Genomic DNA, 19,454 nt, shown 5'->3' with positions numbered 1-19,454 from the left:
ATGGTCTTAGTATGTGTATTTTTTTTCAGGGTGCTGGATATACTATGATTAACACTTTCTATGTTAATCCATTAGATTAACTCTTTTTTCTAATTCCCCCTATGGAAAGGGATCCGGCTGCTTGTAACGGCCGGATCCCTATTTTTTTGCTTTTATTGGCTATGGTTCTTCATGAAACGTTCCATTCTTCTAAGCGCTTCTTGAAGTTGTTCCATGGAGGATGCATAGGAACAGCGGATATGACCTTCACCGCTTTCCCCGAATACATCTCCCGGTACAACGGCTACAAGTTCTTCCGTCAGAAGTTTTTCAGCAAATTCCAACGAAGTTATCCCTGTTTTCTCGATGGAAGGAAAAGCATAAAATGCCCCGCCGGGATTGTGACAATCAAGACCCATATCGTTAAATGAATTCACGATATAATTTCGTCTTCTCCGATAACTCCGACGCATTTCTTCCACATCCTGCATTCCGTGCTTTAAAGCTTCCAATGCAGCATGTTGAGCAATGGTTGGCGCACACATCATCGCATATTGATGAAGCTTAAGCATCGCTTCAGAAATTTCCTTAGGTGCACAAACGAACCCAAGACGCCATCCAGTCATCGCAAAACCTTTCGAAAACCCATTGATGACAATTGTCCGCTCAAGCATGCCGTCAATGGCAGCAAAAGAGGTGAATTTCTCATCATAAGCAAGTTCAGCATAGATTTCATCGGAAATGACAAGCAAGTCATGCTTTTTAATGATATCAGCAAGCATCACTAATTCTTCCTGTCCAAGCTGGGTTCCAGTCGGGTTATTCGGTGAACAAATTAAAACCGCCTTCGTTTTAGGCGTGATTGCCGCTTCGAGTTGCCCGGGGGTCAACTTAAAGTCATCTTCCTTTGAAGTTTGGACCGTAACCGGTATTCCCCCTGCCATGGTCACAAGCGGTGCATAGGCGACGAAACAAGGTTCCACTACAATGACTTCTTCACCTGGATTCAAGATGGTCCTCAGGGTAATATCGAGAGCCTGGCTTGCTCCGACCGTGACAATGATTTGATCCTCTGGTCTATATGAAACATGGAACTGCTTCTCCATATACCAGCTGATTTCCGACCTTAATTCAAATAATCCGGCATTAGCCGTATAAGAGGTATACCCTTCCTCCAAGGAGTTGATCGCAGCTTCCCTCACTGCCCAAGATGTAACGAAATCCGGTTCACCCACACCAAGTGAGACGACCCCTTCCAAATTGGCTGCCAGGTCGAAAAAGCGGCGGATGCCTGATGGTTTAAGCTCTGCAATCGTTCTTGAAACATAACTCGTTTTAATCATGGTGACACCACTATCCGCTTGTCTTCTTCAGTTTGATCAAAAATTGTGCCATCGTGCTTGTATTTTTTCATAATGAAGTGAGTCGTCGTAGAAATGACGGAATCCAGTGTCGAAAGTTTTTCTGAAACAAAGTTTGCCACTTCGTTCATCGAACGCCCTTCGACAATGACTGATAAATCATAAGCCCCTGACATTAAATAAACGGACTCGACTTCTTTGAATTTGTAAATCCTTTTTGCTACCTCATCAAAACCGACACCGCGTTTTGGAGTGACTTTTACATCAATCATCGCTGTGACACCATGGTATTCATCCACTTTCGCCCAGTTAATGACTGTTAAATAACGTACAATAACCCGCATATCTTCTAATTTCTTCAATGTTATTTCAATGTCCGCTTTTGATAGATCGGTCATTTTAGCCAAATCCTTCAGGTCAATCCGGCTGTTATTTTCAATGATTCTCAAGACTTCCAATTCCTCTTCATTCAAGTGCATTGGAAAACCCCCCTTTTGGAATTCACTAATTTAGACGTGATGTTTGGCTGGCAGATAGTCTCAGAATTACCTTATTAGACTTTTTTAGAATCCTATATGACAATATAAATTAATAAGTCCTATTCTGTCAGGATAAACTTATACTATTATATCAAAATTGGTTGGCGACCTGTTATAGTAATTGTCTTTTTTCATCGTTATTATTACAATTACTGTTATGCAACAGTAATTAAGGACCTTTTTTGGAATATTCAGGTGAACATACACTTGTATCAATGACTAATACCGGAGGAGAAAGGGATTTATGGAAATTCATACAATCAAAGGCGTTGAACGGGTGGAAAATATAGAAATCTATTTTGAATATGACCATGTGGATGATTCCTTCCCCACCCTTGTACTGCTTCATGGATTTTTGTCATCCAGCTTCAGTTTCCGTAAATTAGTGCCCTATTTAATCAAGGAATTCAATGTAATCTCAATAGACCTTCCCCCATTTGGGCAAAGCGGAAAGGATCATCGATATACATATTCATTCCGGAACATTGCTAATTCCGTTGTTCTGTTCTTAGAGGGGAAAAATATCAGGAAATTCAGTATTATCGGCCATTCCATGGGCGGGCAGATTTCCCTGCAGCTCATAAAATCACACCCTGATCTTGTCGACCATGCCATCCTCCTTGCCGGATCAGGCTATCAGCCCGGCTATTCGGAAAAAATGAAGATGGTCAGTTACCTGCCTTTCTTTTCATACGGGATAAAACGGTATTTACAAAAGTCAGGGATCGAAAAGAACTTGAAAAAAGTCGTCCATGACCCGGCCATGATTGACGATGAAATGCGGCAGGGCTATCTAGGGCCATTCATAAAGAAGCATGATATTTTCCGTGCATTGGGGAGAATGCTCCGAGATAAGGAAATCGATTTGTTGAAGGAAGACCTTAGTGATATCCATACGCCTTGCCTGCTTATTTGGGGAAGGCATGATAGAGTGGTACCGTTGGAAATTGGCCAAAGGCTCCATGATGACCTGCCTAATTCCGAGCTTGTTATCATTGAGGATACCGGGCACCTTCTTCCAGAGGAGAAACCGGAAGAAGTTTATCAATTAATTAAGGAATTCATTGGAGTAGCCTCTCCAACGTAAAAAAGCAAATCTCACGAGTAACCTGCACAATTCACGAGTAAACAGCACAAACTATGAATAAACAGCAAAAATACAACGTAAAAAAGGTGACCCTGATTTCTGGGTACACCCTTTTTCACCTTTATATCGAACAACTGGCATCATTTTTTATAATGAGCAGCTTCTGTGCAACTTCCAGGCACTTTTCCATCTTAACGGTTTCATCGAAAGCGAACTCGTAAATGGACTTTATTTTTTCCGCCAGTTCCTGCGGGCTATCTATATCCCGGATTGCTACAACCGTATCCGCAATTTCCGGTTCATATAGATCCCATCCTATTTGAAAAGGGTCCCATTCTTGCAAAACGGCAACCAACGCTAAATTCATTTGCTGTGTATCCATATTAATCATCACCTGCTCAATATTTTCAAAGAACATGATATCATAGTATCATAACAACAGGCTTTTCGCGAAGACGACAAATTTTTATTCGGCGGTGGACATTTTGAACAAGTCAATTTTTGAAGAACACATTAACAGGGAAAATTCAGGATCCGTAAAATGGGATAAAAACTCGCTCAAATCATTGTATGGGCGCGAAGATGTTCTGCCAATGTGGGTTGCCGATATGGACTTCCCATCTCCTGAGGGCATTCAAAAAGCGTTAATGGAACGCTTGAATCATCCAATTTTCGGTTATACCGTCCCTTCCGAAGCGGTTTTCACCGAAATTCAAAGCTGGCTTAGGGACCGGCACTCCTGGCAAATCGATAAAGAGTGGATTTCATTTAGCTCTGGCGTCGTTTCTGCAATCGGTACAACAATCCAAGCTTTCACTGACCCAGGCGATAAAATATTATTACAATCACCCGTCTATACACCATTTTTTGATATGATCAAAAATAATGACCGGGAAGTGGTCAATAGTCCCCTTATCATAGAAGAAGATCGCTTTAAGATTGATTTCGCTGATTTTGAGGACAAGCTGAAAAGCGGAGTGAAACTTTTCCTTTTTTGCAGTCCACATAACCCTGGCGGACGCGTTTGGACAAAAGAAGAACTCCTTCGAATCGGGGAGCTCTGTGAAAAATATGATGTAGTCATCGTCAGTGATGAGATTCATGCTGATTTATTCCATACAACATCCAGACATTATCCGATAGGCTCGCTTTCAGAGAAGTTAGCCGACATAACCGTCACGTTAATGGCGCCAAGTAAAACATTCAATATTGCCGGTCTTCAGGCTTCATTCCTAATCACCAGTAATGAAAAATTGCAGCAGAAATTACAAAAGGCACAAACGAAATTGGCTTTCCATGGCCTTAACATCTTCGCTTTAACAGCGATGGAAGCTGCGTATCGAGAGGGCTTAGACTGGCTGGAAGACATGATTGGCTACATTGAGGAGAATATAAAAGTGGCTGAGGAATTCATTGCTGCTGAAATTCCTTCTTTGCATGTCATGCATCCGGATGCTTCTTACCTTTTATGGATTGACTGCCGTGATCTTGGATTGAATGACATGGAAATTAAGGAACGGCTGATCCATCAAGGGAAGCTCGCATTGGAGCCTGGTTCAAAATATGGACCTGGCGGAGAAGGTTTCGTCCGAATGAATCTAGGTTGTTCACGAAGCATTATGATGGAAGGTTTAAACCGTTTGAAATTAGCTTTTCCATAAATAAAAAAGAACCAGGGTTAATAAAATCCTGGTTCTTCTTTTTCAATCTTTCTCTTCATCAACATAAGGATCATGCTCATATCGCGGTAAATCACCAAACGGGGTTTGAATATTTTCTTCAAAAAGTTCTTCCTTCAATTCTTGATATTGGGAGTTCGGGTAAACCGTTATCTCTTTACCGTATATATCCACACCAACAAAATTTTCATAATCTTCGACATATCCGATATTTTCTTCGGACTCGACATACATATCTTCGTAATCGCTTGGCGGATTTACAAAATCGGAAGGCGATTCAGATGTTCCATAACTGGCAACATCCTGCCACGAATCTTCCGCATCGAATGCAACCGATTCGTGCCGGTCATCATAATCAAACTTTCCAAACGGTGGTCCCAGCACTTCCTCTTCGATCGGCCGATTGTGGGAAGTTTCCTGTGATGGAGTATGCTCGACACAATAAGTCGTTGTAGGGATGGCTTTCAAACGTTCAAGTGGTATTTCCTTTGAACAAACCTTGCACTTTCCATACTCACCTGCCTCGATGGCAGAAAGCGCTCGATCAATATCCCTTATTTCATCCCGATCATGCTCGGAAAGGGCCAAATCCTTTTCCCGTTCATATAACTCGGTTCCTTCATCGCCGGGATGATTATCGTAACTCGATAGCTCACCTGTCGAATCCTCCAAGCTTCTTCTTAAATCGTAGTTGCCTGATTCATTTAATCGCTCTTTCAACTCTTGCTTTGTTTGCTGCAATTGCTGTTGAAATTCTTTTAGCTGATGATTGGATAGCATGTGCAACATCCTTTCAAAATCGTTCTTCCCTCTAGTATTTCTCTCTTCCCTCCATTCCATAAAGGTACTTTTTACCTTAGGAATAATTTAATTGAGATAACAGAAGCTAAATTAGAAATATTGATTCTAGGGGGGCTTTATTTTTATTTCTATAAAGAAGATTTAATCAATATGATCGTTTCAGATAAGCCTGATCCGAATGCAGCAAAGGTTCTTCAGGAAACGCTTGGTGGGCAATTCGGTGAAATGCGGACGATGATGCAGTATTCTTTCCAAAGTGCCAACTTCCGCGGCAACGCTAAACAATATCGTGATTTAATTCGCGGGGTTTTCTTAGAGGAGCTAAGCCACGTTGAACTTGTCCAATCAACCATCAACCAGCTCCAATCTTGTGGCGAACCTTTTGAATAATGTCATCCTTGAATCTACGGGGGTCCTGCAAAAGTCGAGGATATATGAAATGAGTTCCAATAAAGCCATGCGTGAAACATTGGCATTTTTAATGGTCCGCGACAATGCCCATCAAAATGCATTTGCCAAAGCATTGGAAACCCTTGGGGTCAGCTGGGGGAAAATCTTCCCTATACCTAATTATGATTTGAACAAATATCCTGAATGCCGCAAATATGTGGATTTAGGCTATCATAATGCTCAATTCAATTTCAGGCTGGATCAAACTCAAATCGGCGAAATTTTCCAAGGGGAGACACCGAGCCGCCAAAAGGATTCCCGGTCCCTCAAATGCCAGATAGGCCAAATGAACACAGCCCTGGTTTGAGTGATTTGAACAAGTAAAAAAGAAGGCGGACACATCATTCCGTGTTCGCCTCCTTGTTTTAATTATTGATATATTTCTCAAAAACATAGCCAAAATCTTTCACATGGTACTTTTTCCTACTGTCCATCAACCATTCGAAAGCTGCGGAATTAATTTCCGAGAAACTTGCAGCCATTTGGCTTCCCTCTGTCCGAACCTGGTTCAGGGTGGAAGAAGCAAGGTTTACGCTTTGCTGGGCAAATTGAAGGGCATATTCATTTTCATGGCAAATTTCCGATATTTTAACTAGAGATTTGAATAAATCCTTTAATTCTTCAATGAACTTCTTATGGACATCAATGGAGAACGTCTTTGCACCGATCGTAAATTTAATTTCCGCATCCAAATCCACGGTCCCTGCCGTTTCAAGCGTAACGTTGGAAATATTATACTGGCTGTAGCTATATCTTGTAAGTGTACGTTTTTTGCTTATGGCACTTGTACCGTCCAAATGTATGAACGCTTGATTCGTGAAACAGTACTCATCGGTTTTCGATTTAATCAGGAAATAAATTTTTTCCTCGTCTTCATGCATGATATAGTCATCTGCATCCACCTTGTCATAATTGGCAGGGCCAATCACACTTCCAATATCACTAAGTCCAAGGGCATCAGCCGCAATTTTCTTAAACATCCCTATTCCTCCTATCAATTCAGGTATTATAAGTATTTCTCCAGTATTATCTCATCTCGGATCGGAATTCCCTCAAAACTGTAAAATGGTATTTCAGGTTTGATTTTCCGTGATTCTTCAACCGCATTTTTAACGATTTCCGAAATGACATAACCACGCTTTTGAAAAAACTTCAATGCCTGTAAATTATCGTTCGTTGTAATCGCTTTAATAGTATGGCAATTTTTCTCCTTGGCGATATTTTCCATTACATAAAGCAACGATGAGCCCACTCCTTGATTCTCATGCTCACTATTCAAAGAAATGATTTGGCATACATGGTCGGACAACTTGTACGTTCCTAACCCCATGATTTTTTCATTCTCGTCCATCACTCCAAAACCCTCAAGTTCCGCATAATGAAACAAGCCCCTTGAAAAGACGACTTGTGTCGTCTCCCAGTGCTGAATGAAAAAACTTTTAACCGTATCCGTCGCAATCATTCTTTTAGCTACGATTTGCATAACTATTTACGCCCCCAAAGTTTCTATCTCTATGCTTATAGTATAAATTGCTTATGCTGATAAGGGAACAGTTTATTCTTCAGTCAAGTCCTTTACGGCCTTCTAACAAAACATAATACCATTCATATTCTAATTAGCAATATTCGTATAAAAAAAGGCTGGAACTCTAGTGAATGCACTTGCATATTACGGAATCAAGAAATAGTATCATCCTTAATACGCTGGTTCCTTTTAGTGACTTCATCTTCGAATTGCTTGGTTTTCAGTTCTTCTTTTTTTGAATATCTTATAATTGCCCTCATCGTAAAAACGGCTGCTACTAAAAAGATGAAGCAAGTTATACCTGCAGAGATATATTCAGTCTTGTCTTCTGGAAAGTAAAGAAACAAACCTAGTAAAGTATGATTGAGAAAGTTCATCCGATACATCCTTCCTGATAGGAATTTAAATGCTTTATCCCATTATATCAATTTCCAAAACAATCCACTAGTGGAGCAAATCAGCTAAAACATAAAAAAACGAGAGGCACTAAGCCCCCCGCTTCTCTTTTAGTTATAAAATGGTGATTCCTTTAATGACTACATCCACTGCTGGCTTATCTCCCGCAACTGTCTCAACATTAGCAATCGTATCAACAACGTCCATGCCTTCGACCACCTGTCCAAAAACAGAGTGTTTATGGTCCAGCCATGGTGTGCCGCCTTGTTCCATATAAGCGTTGATGATTTCTTCCGGATAACCGGCTTGCTTCATCTGCTCACCCATCCTGCTATCTACATGCTGAGCCTGTACGACGAAGAATTGGCTGCCATTTGTTCCCGGGCCTGCATTTGCCATGGAAAGCGCTCCACGCAAATTGAATAATTGCATGGAGAACTCGTCCTCAAATGGAGTTCCCCAAATACTTTCTCCCCCCATTCCAGTACCTGTCGGATCTCCGCCTTGAAGCATGAAATCCTTGATGACACGGTGGAAAATGATTCCTTCGTAATAACCATTTTCAGCATGAGTCATGAAATTTTCCACTGTCTTTGGAGCCAGTTCAGGGAATAATTTAATTTTAATATCGCCCATCGTCGTTTGCATGATGACCGCTTTTTCATTTTCCAAAACTTCACTTGTTAATTGTGGAAAGTTTGTCATTGTATATACCCTCTTTCTTTTTTTAAATAAATGGCCTGTAACGCCATTTTCCATCTTCATTTGTACACTTTACACGATTTTTATAAAAAAAGCATCTTTGCGAAATTGCACGAATTCGCTGTGAAAAATCGTTGTTCTTATGTATCATGAAGGAAGTTAAAAGAAAGGTGGTAGGGAAATGTCAGAACAGGATTTTAAAATCGGCGATAAGGTTACCGCTATATATAAAACCGGAAAATACATCGGGGAAATCACCGATATCAGACCTGCTGCATATCTTGTTAAAGTGTTGGCTGTCATGAAGCATCCCATGCAGGGGGACCTTCATAACCCGAAGCAAACGGAAGTGTCCATGTTCCATCAGCGGCGTGCTCTTGCATTCCGGGAGCAAACCAATGTACCTAAGAATATGGTAAGGGGCTTTGAAGAGGAGATTCCTGAGTATAAGGAGTCCTTAAGAGAAGCTGTTGGGAAAATGAAACGCACCTTAAGCGAAGCAAACACAGAGTGGAATGATAAAAGCCTACAGTTGCTTGAAGATCTGGCGGCGGATTATTTCAAATAAAGCATAAAAGCCAAATCAGTAGTATATGATTTGGCTTTTATAACGCTAAATGATTCAATACCTTTGATAAATCAATGCGATCGCCAATTGTCGTCGGTTCATGATTTTGCATATAACTTTTATCTTTCTCTACTAACTTAAATATATTATATGTCGTAATTGCATCATCCAACGCCCTGTGATGCTTGCCTGTCCCTTCTTTGCCATAGGCCTGTACAGCCTTCCAAAGTCCGGTTTGATTTTGATCTCCGAAAAAGCGTTTATACTCCAGGCAAAGGTCTATTTGTTTTCCTGAAAAAGGGAAATCCAATTCTGATTTCTGACAGTTCTGGCGAAGTACCTTCATGTCCATATTTCCCCAAGTCACAATCGTCGTCGGGTGCTGCTCATCTATTTTCTTCAATAAAGAAATCAACTCTTCAAATGAAATCCCCCGGTCCACCTGATCTTGGGTAATATTCAAGAACTTCTTGCATCTTCCCGTTAGGACTGGAAATTTCAATGGGTTAACAAAAGAAGAGAATTGTTCCTGAATCGTCTCATTAATGACGCTGACTAAACCGACCTCAATGATTTCTGGATAAAAACCTACCGGATTCGCTTTTCCTTCCGGCATCGTAAATTCAAAATCAATGAATACATATTGCTGTTGTTCCTCCATTTTAATGACCCCCTTCTTATTCTTGACGTCAATATATAAACGAAAATTGGTTTTTATTTTCTCTTGAGAATATTATAACAGAAGATTTAGAAAGTTTTTCATATTACACCATTCAGAACGACTACTGCCTTCATTCCTGATTTACTCAAAACCATATACTGTCTTCCTCAATTGGATATTAGTGGATGAACGAACCGAAAGCACCATTCTTTTAATCCCTGCATTATTCCCAATAATATACTAAAATATATTAGTTAGGAAGTTGAACTATGCGCACGTATCTTGGTTATATCACGATTTTCTTCATAGTTCCTGCATTGTCCTTTTCATTTTCCTTTCCTATCAGGAGTGATCATTAGCCCCAACTCCCAATCATGTACTCGACGGGCGAATTCCCATTGATTCGATAGAGCTGGCTCAGGACTAGTTACATGACGGCTGCAAATGGACAATTGATCAGTGAAATTTCCAATGGTGAAAAACGGACTTACTTTAAACTTGATGACATCCCCTTTTTCCGGCAAAACCTTTTCAGCATAACAGAGGATCACAAATTTTTATGATCATGCAGGCGTTGACCTATCCGGCAGAAAGGGCGCTTCTTATCAATTCACAAAATAAAACAATCGAACAAGGCGGCAGTGCCGTTACCCTGCAATTTGCCATTCCCATGTTAGGGCGAACCGAAAACTATAGTCTCTTAGTCGAAGATCAGAGTACGATTAAATTAGACTTGTCCACCTCGATCGACTTATTATACCGATTACGTGGCATATGCTCCTCAGGAATTGTAAAACCCAGTGGCCTCCTCTGAATGTCTCTTCCATACGTCAGCAGGTGAGGCAGAGCTGGATAAAAGGATCGAAAAGCTTTTGATTCCGGTGTAACCATCCATACCGACTCGATACCAAGCTGTAAACTAAACCCAAGACTGCTTTACAATCAAAAATCGGTGCATTGATATCGAAGGAACTTTAGTGGTTATACAGCATCATACGCACGAGCTTGTCTCTTTGATTGGGGAAAAGGATTATAAAAAAAATTCTTTCAATGGAGCATACCAAAACTATCGGCAGCCAGGGTCAGCCTTTAAGACACTCCTTGATTCTGCCCCACTATATAGAAGAACGGATGCTGACATCAATTAGCCCGTAAACGGAGCAAGCTATTGAGCAATAACTATTCGGTGACAGCTTTGGGTTGGTCACACTAAGGACTGCCTTTGCTCAGTCCTGTCTCAAACCCGGCATAAGGATTAGAGAAGTTTTAAGTATTTGGATGCTTTCGACTTTAAAAAGGTGACCATACCGGAAAGATATCAGCCAGAGTGCCTAGTGAAAAATAAGTGACTATTGAAACCAAGGCAGGCCTGGGTTTGTCCAGGCTAGCCGAATTGGTTTTCTTTCCGATCTTTGTTTGGACAGGTACCGCAATTATATATATGACAGATTCCCTTCTTACACTGTTCAGGGCTTTACCTTCCGAAGCCTGGAAAAGAATAATAATAAAGACTCGAGGATCAACTTTAATCTGGCAAAAACCATAAAGAATAATAGGAGCAATAAGATCAGCAGATTTCCAAATAACATGAGCCTTCGCCTTTTCGTATAAATGGAAAAGAAGAATAGTAGGATTGAAATGCTTGGAAAGTAGCTAAGTAAATAAGTGTTTTTCATGATTTCTCGATCCATGCATCCTTTCCCCTACATTATGCAAACTATTCCATCATTTAACAATAAATTCTCTACTAATTCACCCTTTAAAAACATTTAAATTAAAATTTTTCGGGACGATTTCCCCTCCTTTTCTACCTATATATAAAACTTCATTTTAGTCGGCCTTCACTGTTCTTAAAGCCATGCAAACCCACAAAATTTGCGTTATACTTTTAAGCGTGACAAGTATCGACTCAAAAATACATATTCAACGAAGGTTTTCTAACGTCTAAGATTGCGTAAAAAAAGCATAATAAGACGAATGACATCGTTTTAATAAGGGGGGAGTTTATGTCTTTACTGCATTGGGCGGTATTATCACCGTTTCTATTTGCACTTATTGTACCAATATTATACAAACTATTTCGTCAAATACATACAGGATGGTTTGTATTGGTTTTACCGATTCTCCTGTTCACCTATTTTTCAAGGTTCATTACCTTGACCAAACAAGGGGATATCATTACGGAAAGGGCTGCATGGATTCCTTCTCTCGGAATTCACATTGATTTCTATGTAGATGGACTAGGGCTTTTGTTTGCCTTGCTCATTACAGGGATAGGTTCACTTGTCGTTCTGTATTCGGTTTTCTATTTATCGAAAGAGAAAGAAAAGCTGAACCAATTTTACGTCTTCCTTTTGCTTTTCATGGGAGCAATGCTGGGCGTCGTCCTTTCCGATAATCTAATTGTTCTTTATACATTTTGGGAATTCACGAGTTTATCATCATTTTTATTAATAGGATATTGGAATGAAAGGGAGCGTTCACGTTATGGAGCGCAGAAATCCCTGCTGATCACCGTGCTTGGAGGCTTAAGCCTGCTTGGAGGAGTCATTCTCCTTTCCATTATGGGGAACACATTCAGCATACGTGAATTGATAGCACAAAGTGGGGAACTTATGGACCACCAGCTCTTCACTCCTGCACTTTTACTTGTGCTACTTGGTGCGTTCACTAAATCCGCCCAGTTCCCGTTCCATATCTGGCTTCCTGACGCAATGGAAGCTCCGACACCTGTCAGCGCTTACCTTCATTCCGCGACAATGGTCAAGGCCGGAATTTATCTGGTTGCCCGCTTAAGTCCTGTTTTTGCAGAATCCGGATCGTGGTTCTGGCTCGTTTCGATTGCCGGATTGATTACCTTGTTCTGGGGCTCATTCTCTGCAATCAAGCAAACCGATTTAAAGGGGATTCTCGCTTTTTCCACCATCAGTCAGCTCGGATTGATCATGTCACTTTTGGGACTTGGTGCCGCAGCTCTCCACTATGATTCTTTAGGGGAGAATATATACTTGGCAGCCACGGTTGCAGCCGTATTCCACCTAATTAATCATGCGACATTTAAAGGCAGCCTTTTCATGGTTGCAGGCATCATTGATCATGAAACCGGTACACGTGATATCAGGAAGCTTGGCGGATTGATGCAGTTGATGCCGATTACTTTCACCGTCGCCGTCATAGGTGCTTTTTCAATGGCTGGCCTTCCGCCCTTCAATGGCTTTTTAAGTAAGGAAATGTTCTTGGCCAGCATGGTGAATGTATTGGAACTGAATATTTTCAATATGGAGACATGGGGCATACTGTTCCCTGTTGTAGCATGGGTTGCCAGTGTATTCACTTTTATTTACAGCATGATCGTTGTGCTCAAACCTTTTACAGGCAAACTTCAGTTACACCTATTGGACAAGAAGCCCCACGAGGCACCGATTGGGATGTTGATTTCCCCGGTCATCCTTGCTTCGTTGGTCATCATTTTCGGTATTTTTCCAAACTTGCTATCTTCATCGATCATTGAACCTGCGGTAGCTAGCATACAGCCAAGCTTGGCGGGTCCCGATTTCCATGTCCATATCGAATTCTGGCATGGATTCAAACCTGAATTTTGGATGACGGTCGGCATCATTGCATTTGGAATCATTTTATACAAAACGTTTCCGAAGTGGCAAAAGATCCATCAGTGGATGCCTGAACGTTTATCACTGAATGCTCTTTATGATAACGGGATAAGGGGGCTAGAACGGGCAGCATCCTCCGTTATGAAATTTTTAATGACAGGTTCGATTCGGACGTATTTGCTTTCCATATTCATTTTCTTCATTCTTTCATTGGGCTTTACACTCTATTGGAAGGATGCCTTTAAATTGGATACAGGAAATTTTGCCCCGATCGGCTTATATGAATTGGTATTAGCGGCAGTCATCGTGATTAGCTCGATCGCCATCTTGTTTGCAAGGTCCCGTTTAACTTCCATTATCATTCTAGGAGCGGTCGGTTATACGATTTCCCTATTTTTCGTATTGTTGCGGGCACCGGATTTAGCCCTGACTCAACTGGTCATCGAAACGATTTCGGTATCCCTGTTTTTACTTTGTTTCTTCCACCTTCCGTTATTGGCAAGCAGAAAGGAAGAACGGATGACATTCAGGTTGAATAATGCCCTGATATCCATTGGTGTAGGAGTCATTGTGACATTGATTGCCTTATCGGCACATAGCAATAAACTATTTGATTCCATATCAAGTTACTACCTTGAAAATGCTTATAAGGAAGCAGGCGGGAAAAACGTCGTAAATGTCATTCTCGTTGACTTCCGCGGACTAGATACGATGTTTGAAATCGGTGTCCTTTCCATTGCTGCGCTCGGAATATTCGCGATGATCAAATTGCGTTTGACAGGGGGGAGAGAGAAATCATGAAGCAAAATGACCTGATTCTCCAAACGGTTACGAAGGTCGCTGCCTTTGTTATCTTGCTTTTTGCGGTAGCCATCTTTTTAGGGGGGCATTATTCGCCAGGAGGCGGGTTTGTCGGAGGCTTAATGACCTCAGCTGCCATAGTCTTGCTGTTGCTCGCTTTCGACATTAAAACCGTCGCAGGCATCTTGCCGATTGACTATAAGCTAATGGTTGGTTCAGGCTTGCTCATATCAAGCCTGACCGTTGCCGGCGGGTTATTGTTCGGGGTGCCGCTCATGACACATGTATATCATTATATCGATTTGCCTCTTCTTGGGCATATCTCGCTTCATACCGCGGTACTGTTTGATTTGGGTGTTTATCTTGTGGTTGTTGGTGTAACGATGACCATTATTCAAACGATAGGGGAGAGTGAATAATGGAACTTTTAATGGCCATTGTCATTGGAATACTATTTATGTGTGCGACCTATTTAATGCTTTCAAAAAGCATTTTAAGAATCATAATCGGTACTGGGCTGCTCAGTCACGGCGCCCATCTTTTGATTTTGACGATGGGCGGTCTGAAAGGCGGTTCCGTTCCATTGCTAAGTGATAAAGCTACATCCTATGTCGATCCGCTTCCGCAAGCGCTTATTTTAACGGCGATCGTCATCAGTTTCGGTGTCACATCATTTCTGCTGGTTCTTGCTTATCGGACATACCAAGAACTCGGAACGGATGATATGGAAGAAATGAGAGGTACAGAAGCGAATGAATAATCTTACTTTCATACCTGTTTTATGGCCGCTTTTCACAGCCATCTTTCTCATTTTCTTTTCAAAAAAAATCAAGCTGCAAAGAGGGATATCTCTTTTTTCTTCTCTTATCGGAATCGTAATATCCCTTTATCTGGTGTTCTCGGTTCATGCTCATGGGATCTTGACTCTCGGTGTCGGCAGCTGGGATGCGCCATTCGGGATCGTGATCGTCGCAGACATGCTTTCTTCGCTGCTGGTCCTGACCACGAATATCATTGGATTTGCTATACTGATTTACTCGTTTTACTCCATAGGTGAAGAACGTGAGAGATACTATTATTACCCTATATTTCAATTTTTGCTGATTGGTGTTAACGGCGCCTTCCTTACGGGGGACTTTTTCAATCTATTCGTCTTCTTCGAAGTCATGCTGATGGCGTCTTACGTGCTGCTTGTACTGGGAGGGACGAAAATCCAACTGAGGGAATCATTGAAGTATATTATCGTCAATGTGCTTTCCTCTTCCTTTTTCGTCATCATGGTTGCGTACCTTTATTCAGTTCTAGGTACATTGAACATGGCGGACATCAGCCAAAGGATAGCGGAAGTAAACCAGCCTGGGATCATCTCGGTGATAGCAATTGGCTTCTTAATCGTATTCGGTTTGAAGGGAGCCATTTTCCCGCTATTCCAATGGCTCCCTGGGTCCTATTATGCTCCACCAATCCCGGTGATGGCACTATTCGGGGCATTGCTGACAAAGGTCGGGATATATTCCATTTTCAGGACCTATACAGTCATGTTTTACCATGACCAGGATTTCACCCATACTTTCCTTGCGATACTTGCAATCTTGACCATCATCATCGGTGTCATTGGTGCGATAGCCTATTGGGATGTTAAAAAAATCATCATTTACAATATCATCATCGCTGTCGGGGTGATCATGTTCGGCATCTCCGTCATGAATGAACAGGCCTTATCGGGCTCCATCCTATATATCATTCATGACATGCTGATCAAGGCTGCACTCTTCCTGCTGGTTGGCATCATGATCAAAATCAGCGGATCGGATGATTTACGGGATATGGGCGGCTTGATCAAGCGATACCCGGCCCTTGCATGGACTTTCTTCATAGCTGCCATATCATTGGCGGGAATACCGCCGTTCAGCGGTTTTGCCGGCAAACTCTTGATTCTTCAGGGAGCTGCAGAAAAAGGAGCCTACTTTGGAATGGCCGTTGTCTTGCTTTCTAGCTTGATGGTTCTATATTCCGTTATGAAAATATTCATGAATGGCTTCTGGGGAACCCCAAAAGCTGATTATGCCTTAACTAATAATACGGTGAATAAAATGCTGGTTCCTGCCGTCCTCCTTGTTATCATTTCCGTTTTATTCGGAGTAGGAACAGAATCGATTTACCCATTCATTACACAAGCTGCAGAAACATTAATGAATCCCGATATTTATATTAAAGCGGTTTTAAAGGAGTAGTGCCTGATGTCATTCCAAATTTTACTGAATGTGTTCCTTGCGTTTATCTGGATGTTTTTGAAAAATGAGTTTAACGGGAGCACTTTTATCATCGGATATGTATTGGGGCTCGGCATCATGTTCGTCTTCCGTCATTTTTTCAATGACCGTTTTTACCTGAACAGGGTGAATGCCGTCCTTCAATTACTGCTTATATTCGCAAGGGAACTCTTACTTTCCAACGTTAGCGTCCTTAAGGTCGTGCTTAAACCGAATATGGATATAAAACCTGGCATATTCGCATTCGAAACCGCGCTAACTAAGGATTGGGAAATTACGATACTATCGAATTTAATTACACTGACACCAGGAACACTTGTCGTTGAAGTATCGGAGGATAATCGGATTCTTTATATCCATGCGATGGATATTGCCGACAAAGAAGAAGCCGTGGACAGCATTAAAAATACATTTGAAAAGGCGATCATGGAGGTGAGCAAATAATGTTCGATCTTATACTTAAAATCGCGTTGCTCGGTGTTTCGCTTTCCATGATAGGATTCTTATACCGTTTAATCAAAGGGCCTTCTGTACCGGATCGGGTCGTCGCGCTCGATGCGATGGGAATAAATCTTATCGCAATCGTTGCGCTTGTATCCATTGTCATGGATACAAGCGCTTATCTGGAAGCCATTCTTCTGCTCGGAATCCTATCTTTCATCGGAACGGTCGCTTTCGCCAAATTCCTTGAGAAAGGGGAGATTATCGAAAATGACCGCAATCGTTGAAATACTATCAGCCTTATTCCTTTTAATGGGGGTCTTTCTCTTTTTAGTCTCGGCTTTCGGAGTCATCCGTCTGCCCGACGTCTATACAAGAAATCACGCTGCCTCAAAAAGCTCAACACTTGGAATCATGTTCATCCTGATTGGCACCTTGTTATATTTTTATTATAAACATAGCCTTTTCGATTTCCGGGTCGTGCTCGCGATTATCTTTATCTTCATGACCAGCCCTGTTGCCGGGCATTTAATCAATCGCTCTGCATACCATTCAGGCGTTAAAATGTGGGATCGAAGTGTCCAGGATGATTTAAAGAAGATCCGGTGATTCCTGCCATTGCAAAAGAGCTGCTCCGATTAGGAGCAGCTCTTTTCATGTATCAATCCTTTAAAAATACTTGGTCCCCTAAACTGATTTCACCCGTACGAATGACCGAGGCATATACGCCAAAATGATTGTTCCTTTCCTTGACGACAGTTTTCAAGAGTGATGGATCTCTTTGGGAATCGCTTGGATTGACTGTTATGATCATACAACGCTCACAATGCCTTTTTATCTCCAATTCTACATCATTTCCAATCAGAATCCTTTTTCCGAACCATTGCTCTTCTAAAAAGGGCGTTTTGTCCACTAAAGATAGCACCAAATTTTGCCTGAATCTCCTGCCATCCACTTCGTTTCCCCAGAGCTTTGTCAATTCGCCAATCGAGGCATCACTGACAAGCAGGATGTTTTCTTCCTCAATCGCACCAAACGGGATATGTGCAGGCGGATAAACAACGGATGTTACCTCCTGTTTCAACAACCGTTCCATTTCCTCCTGAAAGGCTTCCTCTCCCCAAGCCAGCACATTTCCTGAAGGGGTCTTCACTTTAATTTCCGGATATTGTTCAAGGGTTTCCTCACCAGAAAAAACAGCTTGATAACGGACCATTTCAGGAACTTGGGTTATCGTTAAAAACTTCCCATTCTTGTCTTTAAAGGCATGACTGCGATCTCCATATAGCCCATAGTCCATCACCTTCGTTTTCTGCACCTGCTCACCAGTGAATGATTTTACAGGATGGCGGGTGATTTCTTGTATATGACCAACCAGCATAAAAAAACTCCTTTTCAATCAATAGTCTTTATATTTAAATCGTACACTGTAAAATAAAAATAGTGAACGGCTGTAAAATCATTACGTTACATGAAAGCGATAGTTCCCTGATTCACTTTGGTAAGTCGATAACGGCCAATGTACAGCGTGAAATGCAGATAAGACGATCCTCTTCATCACGGATTTTCACGTCCCATACCATCGTCGTCTTCCCGCGATGGATTATGTTCCCTTCTGCGGTAACAAAACCAGAACGGACGCTCCTTACATGATTGGCATTGATTTCAAGGCCGACGACAGCTTGTTTTGTCCTATCTACAAGCTGGATTCCGCCAAAACTCGCAACAGATTCGGCAAGGGCAACGGACGCCCCCCCATGCAATAATCCAAACGGCTGCCTCGTTCGTTCATCCACCGGCATCGTCGCAATGACTTTCCCATCACCGATTTCCTTCATTTCTATCCCAAGCGTGCCTATCAAAGAACTTTCAATATTTCTCTCCATCCCAATACCCCCAACTCTTATGTTTTTTCTTGCCATGTACATCAAAAAAATGAATCAATATTCATATCAGTATACAAAAAAAGGATGACCCAAGTCTATCAAGTCATCCGGCAATAATATGAATTGTATTATTTGGAGAGTATTTCGTTTAATTCAAACCAGCTTGTCAGTCTTGGAATATCCAAATCCCTGTTATAGGAGTTATCCATTGCATACACTTTCGTTGGAATATCCAATAAAGTTTCCAGCACTGCCGGTTTATCATCAAAATAATAATCCAATTCCAATTTGCGAATCGTATCAATTTTTTCATGATCCTTCATGCCGCAGTAAAATTGGTCATCCTTAACGGGAAAGCCGTTTTCAATCAACCATTTTTTCGTCCGTTCACCATGCTCCGATTTTCTAGCAGTGATGTAGTAAATCTCATGGCCATCGCGTTCAAGCTCCTGCAGCGTTTCCACTGCTCCCTCGAAGGCTGGACAGGATGAATAATACACTTCCTCGGCAAGGCTGTTCCACATCTTGCCCCCAGCCTCTTTATCAAGTCCGAAAGCTTCATGGATCTCTAACGTCTTTAAAGCTCTGAATTCCGTTAACTCTATGTTCTTATTAAGCTTTTCATTATAAAGATGGAACGCGAACTCCCTCAAATTAATAAGGGTATCGTCAATATCAAAACCGAATTTCATAT

At 41.5% G+C, this 19,454-nt stretch carries 23 protein-coding genes and 1 pseudogene; 12 read left to right on the top strand and 12 right to left on the bottom strand.

Going from position 1 to position 19,454, the window contains the following annotated elements:
* Positions 1-152 precede the first annotated feature (152 nt).
* Positions 153-1,322, bottom strand: coding sequence for an aminotransferase (locus ACQKKK_RS18155; RefSeq protein ID WP_427617916.1), 1,170 nt, complete (start codon positions 1,320-1,322; stop codon positions 153-155).
* Complete coding sequence (locus tag ACQKKK_RS18150; protein ID WP_427617914.1) at positions 1,319-1,819, bottom strand: Lrp/AsnC family transcriptional regulator; 501 nt, start codon at positions 1,817-1,819, stop codon at positions 1,319-1,321. Before ACQKKK_RS18150 ends, ACQKKK_RS18155 begins: the two co-directional genes overlap by 4 nt.
* Before the next feature lie 304 nt (positions 1,820-2,123).
* Between ACQKKK_RS18150 and ACQKKK_RS18145 the strand changes: the two genes are divergently transcribed.
* Complete coding sequence (locus tag ACQKKK_RS18145; protein WP_427617912.1) at positions 2,124-2,966, top strand: alpha/beta fold hydrolase; 843 nt, start codon at positions 2,124-2,126, stop codon at positions 2,964-2,966.
* A gap of 121 nt (positions 2,967-3,087) precedes the next feature.
* On the opposite strand, the gene ACQKKK_RS18140 is transcribed toward ACQKKK_RS18145, so the two are convergent.
* Positions 3,088-3,348, bottom strand: a complete 261-nt coding sequence (locus ACQKKK_RS18140) for a DUF1871 family protein (protein ID WP_089361851.1) — start codon at positions 3,346-3,348, stop codon at positions 3,088-3,090.
* Positions 3,349-3,451: 103 nt separating this feature from the next.
* Between ACQKKK_RS18140 and ACQKKK_RS18135 the strand changes: the two genes are divergently transcribed.
* Entirely contained in the window at positions 3,452-4,627 is a 1,176-nt protein-coding gene (locus tag ACQKKK_RS18135; RefSeq protein WP_427617910.1) for a MalY/PatB family protein, read from the top strand.
* Between the two features lie 42 nt (positions 4,628-4,669).
* Here ACQKKK_RS18135 and ACQKKK_RS18130 read toward each other — a convergent pair whose 3' ends face one another.
* On the bottom strand, positions 4,670-5,425 hold the full coding sequence (locus ACQKKK_RS18130; RefSeq protein ID WP_427617908.1) for a TraR/DksA C4-type zinc finger protein: 756 nt from the start codon (positions 5,423-5,425) through the stop codon (positions 4,670-4,672).
* A 123-nt stretch (positions 5,426-5,548) separates the two neighbouring features.
* On the opposite strand from ACQKKK_RS18130, the pseudogene ACQKKK_RS18125 reads away from it, so the two are divergent.
* Positions 5,549-6,220: pseudogene (locus tag ACQKKK_RS18125) on the top strand (manganese catalase family protein).
* 41 nt (positions 6,221-6,261) lie between these two features.
* Here the strand turns inward: ACQKKK_RS18125 and ACQKKK_RS18120 are convergent.
* From ACQKKK_RS18120 to ACQKKK_RS18105, 4 genes are all read right to left on the bottom strand, one after another.
* The gene (locus tag ACQKKK_RS18120) at positions 6,262-6,876 is read right to left on the bottom strand and encodes a PH domain-containing protein (protein ID WP_427617906.1); all 615 of its coding nucleotides are present in this window, start codon (positions 6,874-6,876) and stop codon (positions 6,262-6,264) included.
* A 26-nt stretch (positions 6,877-6,902) separates the two neighbouring features.
* The gene (locus tag ACQKKK_RS18115) at positions 6,903-7,379 is read right to left on the bottom strand and encodes a GNAT family N-acetyltransferase (protein WP_427617904.1); all 477 of its coding nucleotides are present in this window, start codon (positions 7,377-7,379) and stop codon (positions 6,903-6,905) included.
* 194 nt (positions 7,380-7,573) lie between these two features.
* A complete protein-coding gene (locus tag ACQKKK_RS18110) occupies positions 7,574-7,798 on the bottom strand; it encodes a hypothetical protein (protein ID WP_427617902.1) in 225 nt (74 codons plus the stop codon).
* A gap of 133 nt (positions 7,799-7,931) precedes the next feature.
* The gene (locus ACQKKK_RS18105; RefSeq protein WP_427617901.1) at positions 7,932-8,522 is read right to left on the bottom strand and encodes a peptidylprolyl isomerase; all 591 of its coding nucleotides are present in this window, start codon (positions 8,520-8,522) and stop codon (positions 7,932-7,934) included.
* 178 nt (positions 8,523-8,700) lie between these two features.
* On the opposite strand from ACQKKK_RS18105, the gene ACQKKK_RS18100 reads away from it, so the two are divergent.
* The gene (locus ACQKKK_RS18100) at positions 8,701-9,087 is read left to right on the top strand and encodes a kinase-associated lipoprotein B (RefSeq protein WP_427617899.1); all 387 of its coding nucleotides are present in this window, start codon (positions 8,701-8,703) and stop codon (positions 9,085-9,087) included.
* Positions 9,088-9,124: 37 nt separating this feature from the next.
* On the opposite strand, the gene kapD is transcribed toward ACQKKK_RS18100, so the two are convergent.
* Complete coding sequence (gene kapD / locus ACQKKK_RS18095; RefSeq protein ID WP_427617897.1) at positions 9,125-9,748, bottom strand: 3'-5' exonuclease KapD; 624 nt, start codon at positions 9,746-9,748, stop codon at positions 9,125-9,127.
* 977 nt (positions 9,749-10,725) lie between these two features.
* Between kapD and ACQKKK_RS18090 the strand changes: the two genes are divergently transcribed.
* The 8 genes from ACQKKK_RS18090 (at position 10,726) to mnhG (ending at position 17,483) form a co-directional block, all read left to right on the top strand.
* Positions 10,726-10,896 (top strand): hypothetical protein, encoded by a 171-nt coding sequence (locus tag ACQKKK_RS18090; RefSeq protein ID WP_427617896.1) that lies wholly within the window; start codon positions 10,726-10,728, stop codon positions 10,894-10,896.
* Positions 10,897-11,754: 858 nt separating this feature from the next.
* Positions 11,755-14,160, top strand: coding sequence for a Na+/H+ antiporter subunit A (locus ACQKKK_RS18085; protein WP_427617894.1), 2,406 nt, complete (start codon positions 11,755-11,757; stop codon positions 14,158-14,160).
* Complete coding sequence (locus ACQKKK_RS18080; protein ID WP_427617892.1) at positions 14,157-14,579, top strand: Na(+)/H(+) antiporter subunit B; 423 nt, start codon at positions 14,157-14,159, stop codon at positions 14,577-14,579. Before ACQKKK_RS18085 ends, ACQKKK_RS18080 begins: the two co-directional genes overlap by 4 nt.
* Complete coding sequence (locus tag ACQKKK_RS18075; RefSeq protein ID WP_427617890.1) at positions 14,579-14,920, top strand: Na(+)/H(+) antiporter subunit C; 342 nt, start codon at positions 14,579-14,581, stop codon at positions 14,918-14,920. Before ACQKKK_RS18080 ends, ACQKKK_RS18075 begins: the two co-directional genes overlap by 1 nt.
* The gene (locus tag ACQKKK_RS18070; protein WP_427617889.1) at positions 14,913-16,394 is read left to right on the top strand and encodes a Na+/H+ antiporter subunit D; all 1,482 of its coding nucleotides are present in this window, start codon (positions 14,913-14,915) and stop codon (positions 16,392-16,394) included. Before ACQKKK_RS18075 ends, ACQKKK_RS18070 begins: the two co-directional genes overlap by 8 nt.
* A gap of 6 nt (positions 16,395-16,400) precedes the next feature.
* Positions 16,401-16,877 (top strand): Na+/H+ antiporter subunit E, encoded by a 477-nt coding sequence (locus ACQKKK_RS18065; protein ID WP_427617887.1) that lies wholly within the window; start codon positions 16,401-16,403, stop codon positions 16,875-16,877.
* Positions 16,877-17,161: a Na(+)/H(+) antiporter subunit F1 gene (locus ACQKKK_RS18060; protein ID WP_061465443.1), complete on the top strand. Its 285-nt coding sequence runs from the start codon at positions 16,877-16,879 to the stop codon at positions 17,159-17,161. Before ACQKKK_RS18065 ends, ACQKKK_RS18060 begins: the two co-directional genes overlap by 1 nt.
* A complete protein-coding gene (gene mnhG / locus ACQKKK_RS18055; RefSeq protein ID WP_125161579.1) occupies positions 17,145-17,483 on the top strand; it encodes a monovalent cation/H(+) antiporter subunit G in 339 nt (112 codons plus the stop codon). Before ACQKKK_RS18060 ends, mnhG begins: the two co-directional genes overlap by 17 nt.
* 52 nt (positions 17,484-17,535) lie before the next feature.
* On the opposite strand, the gene ACQKKK_RS18050 is transcribed toward mnhG, so the two are convergent.
* The 3 genes from ACQKKK_RS18050 to ACQKKK_RS18040 form a co-directional block, all read right to left on the bottom strand.
* Positions 17,536-18,255 carry an MOSC domain-containing protein gene (locus ACQKKK_RS18050; RefSeq protein WP_427617884.1) on the bottom strand — a complete coding sequence of 240 codons (720 nt, stop codon included), beginning with the start codon at positions 18,253-18,255 and terminating at the stop codon, positions 17,536-17,538.
* Between the two features lie 112 nt (positions 18,256-18,367).
* Positions 18,368-18,760: a hotdog fold thioesterase gene (locus tag ACQKKK_RS18045; protein ID WP_427617882.1), complete on the bottom strand. Its 393-nt coding sequence runs from the start codon at positions 18,758-18,760 to the stop codon at positions 18,368-18,370.
* A 128-nt stretch (positions 18,761-18,888) separates the two neighbouring features.
* Positions 18,889-19,452: a 5' nucleotidase, NT5C type gene (locus tag ACQKKK_RS18040; protein WP_427617880.1), complete on the bottom strand. Its 564-nt coding sequence runs from the start codon at positions 19,450-19,452 to the stop codon at positions 18,889-18,891.
* Positions 19,453-19,454 lie beyond the last annotated feature (2 nt).

It is taken from the genome of Peribacillus sp. NPDC006672 (assembly GCF_050274955.1).
Lineage (GTDB): Bacteria > Bacillota > Bacilli > Bacillales > DSM-1321 > Peribacillus.
This window is presented reverse-complemented; position numbering and strand designations above follow the sequence as displayed.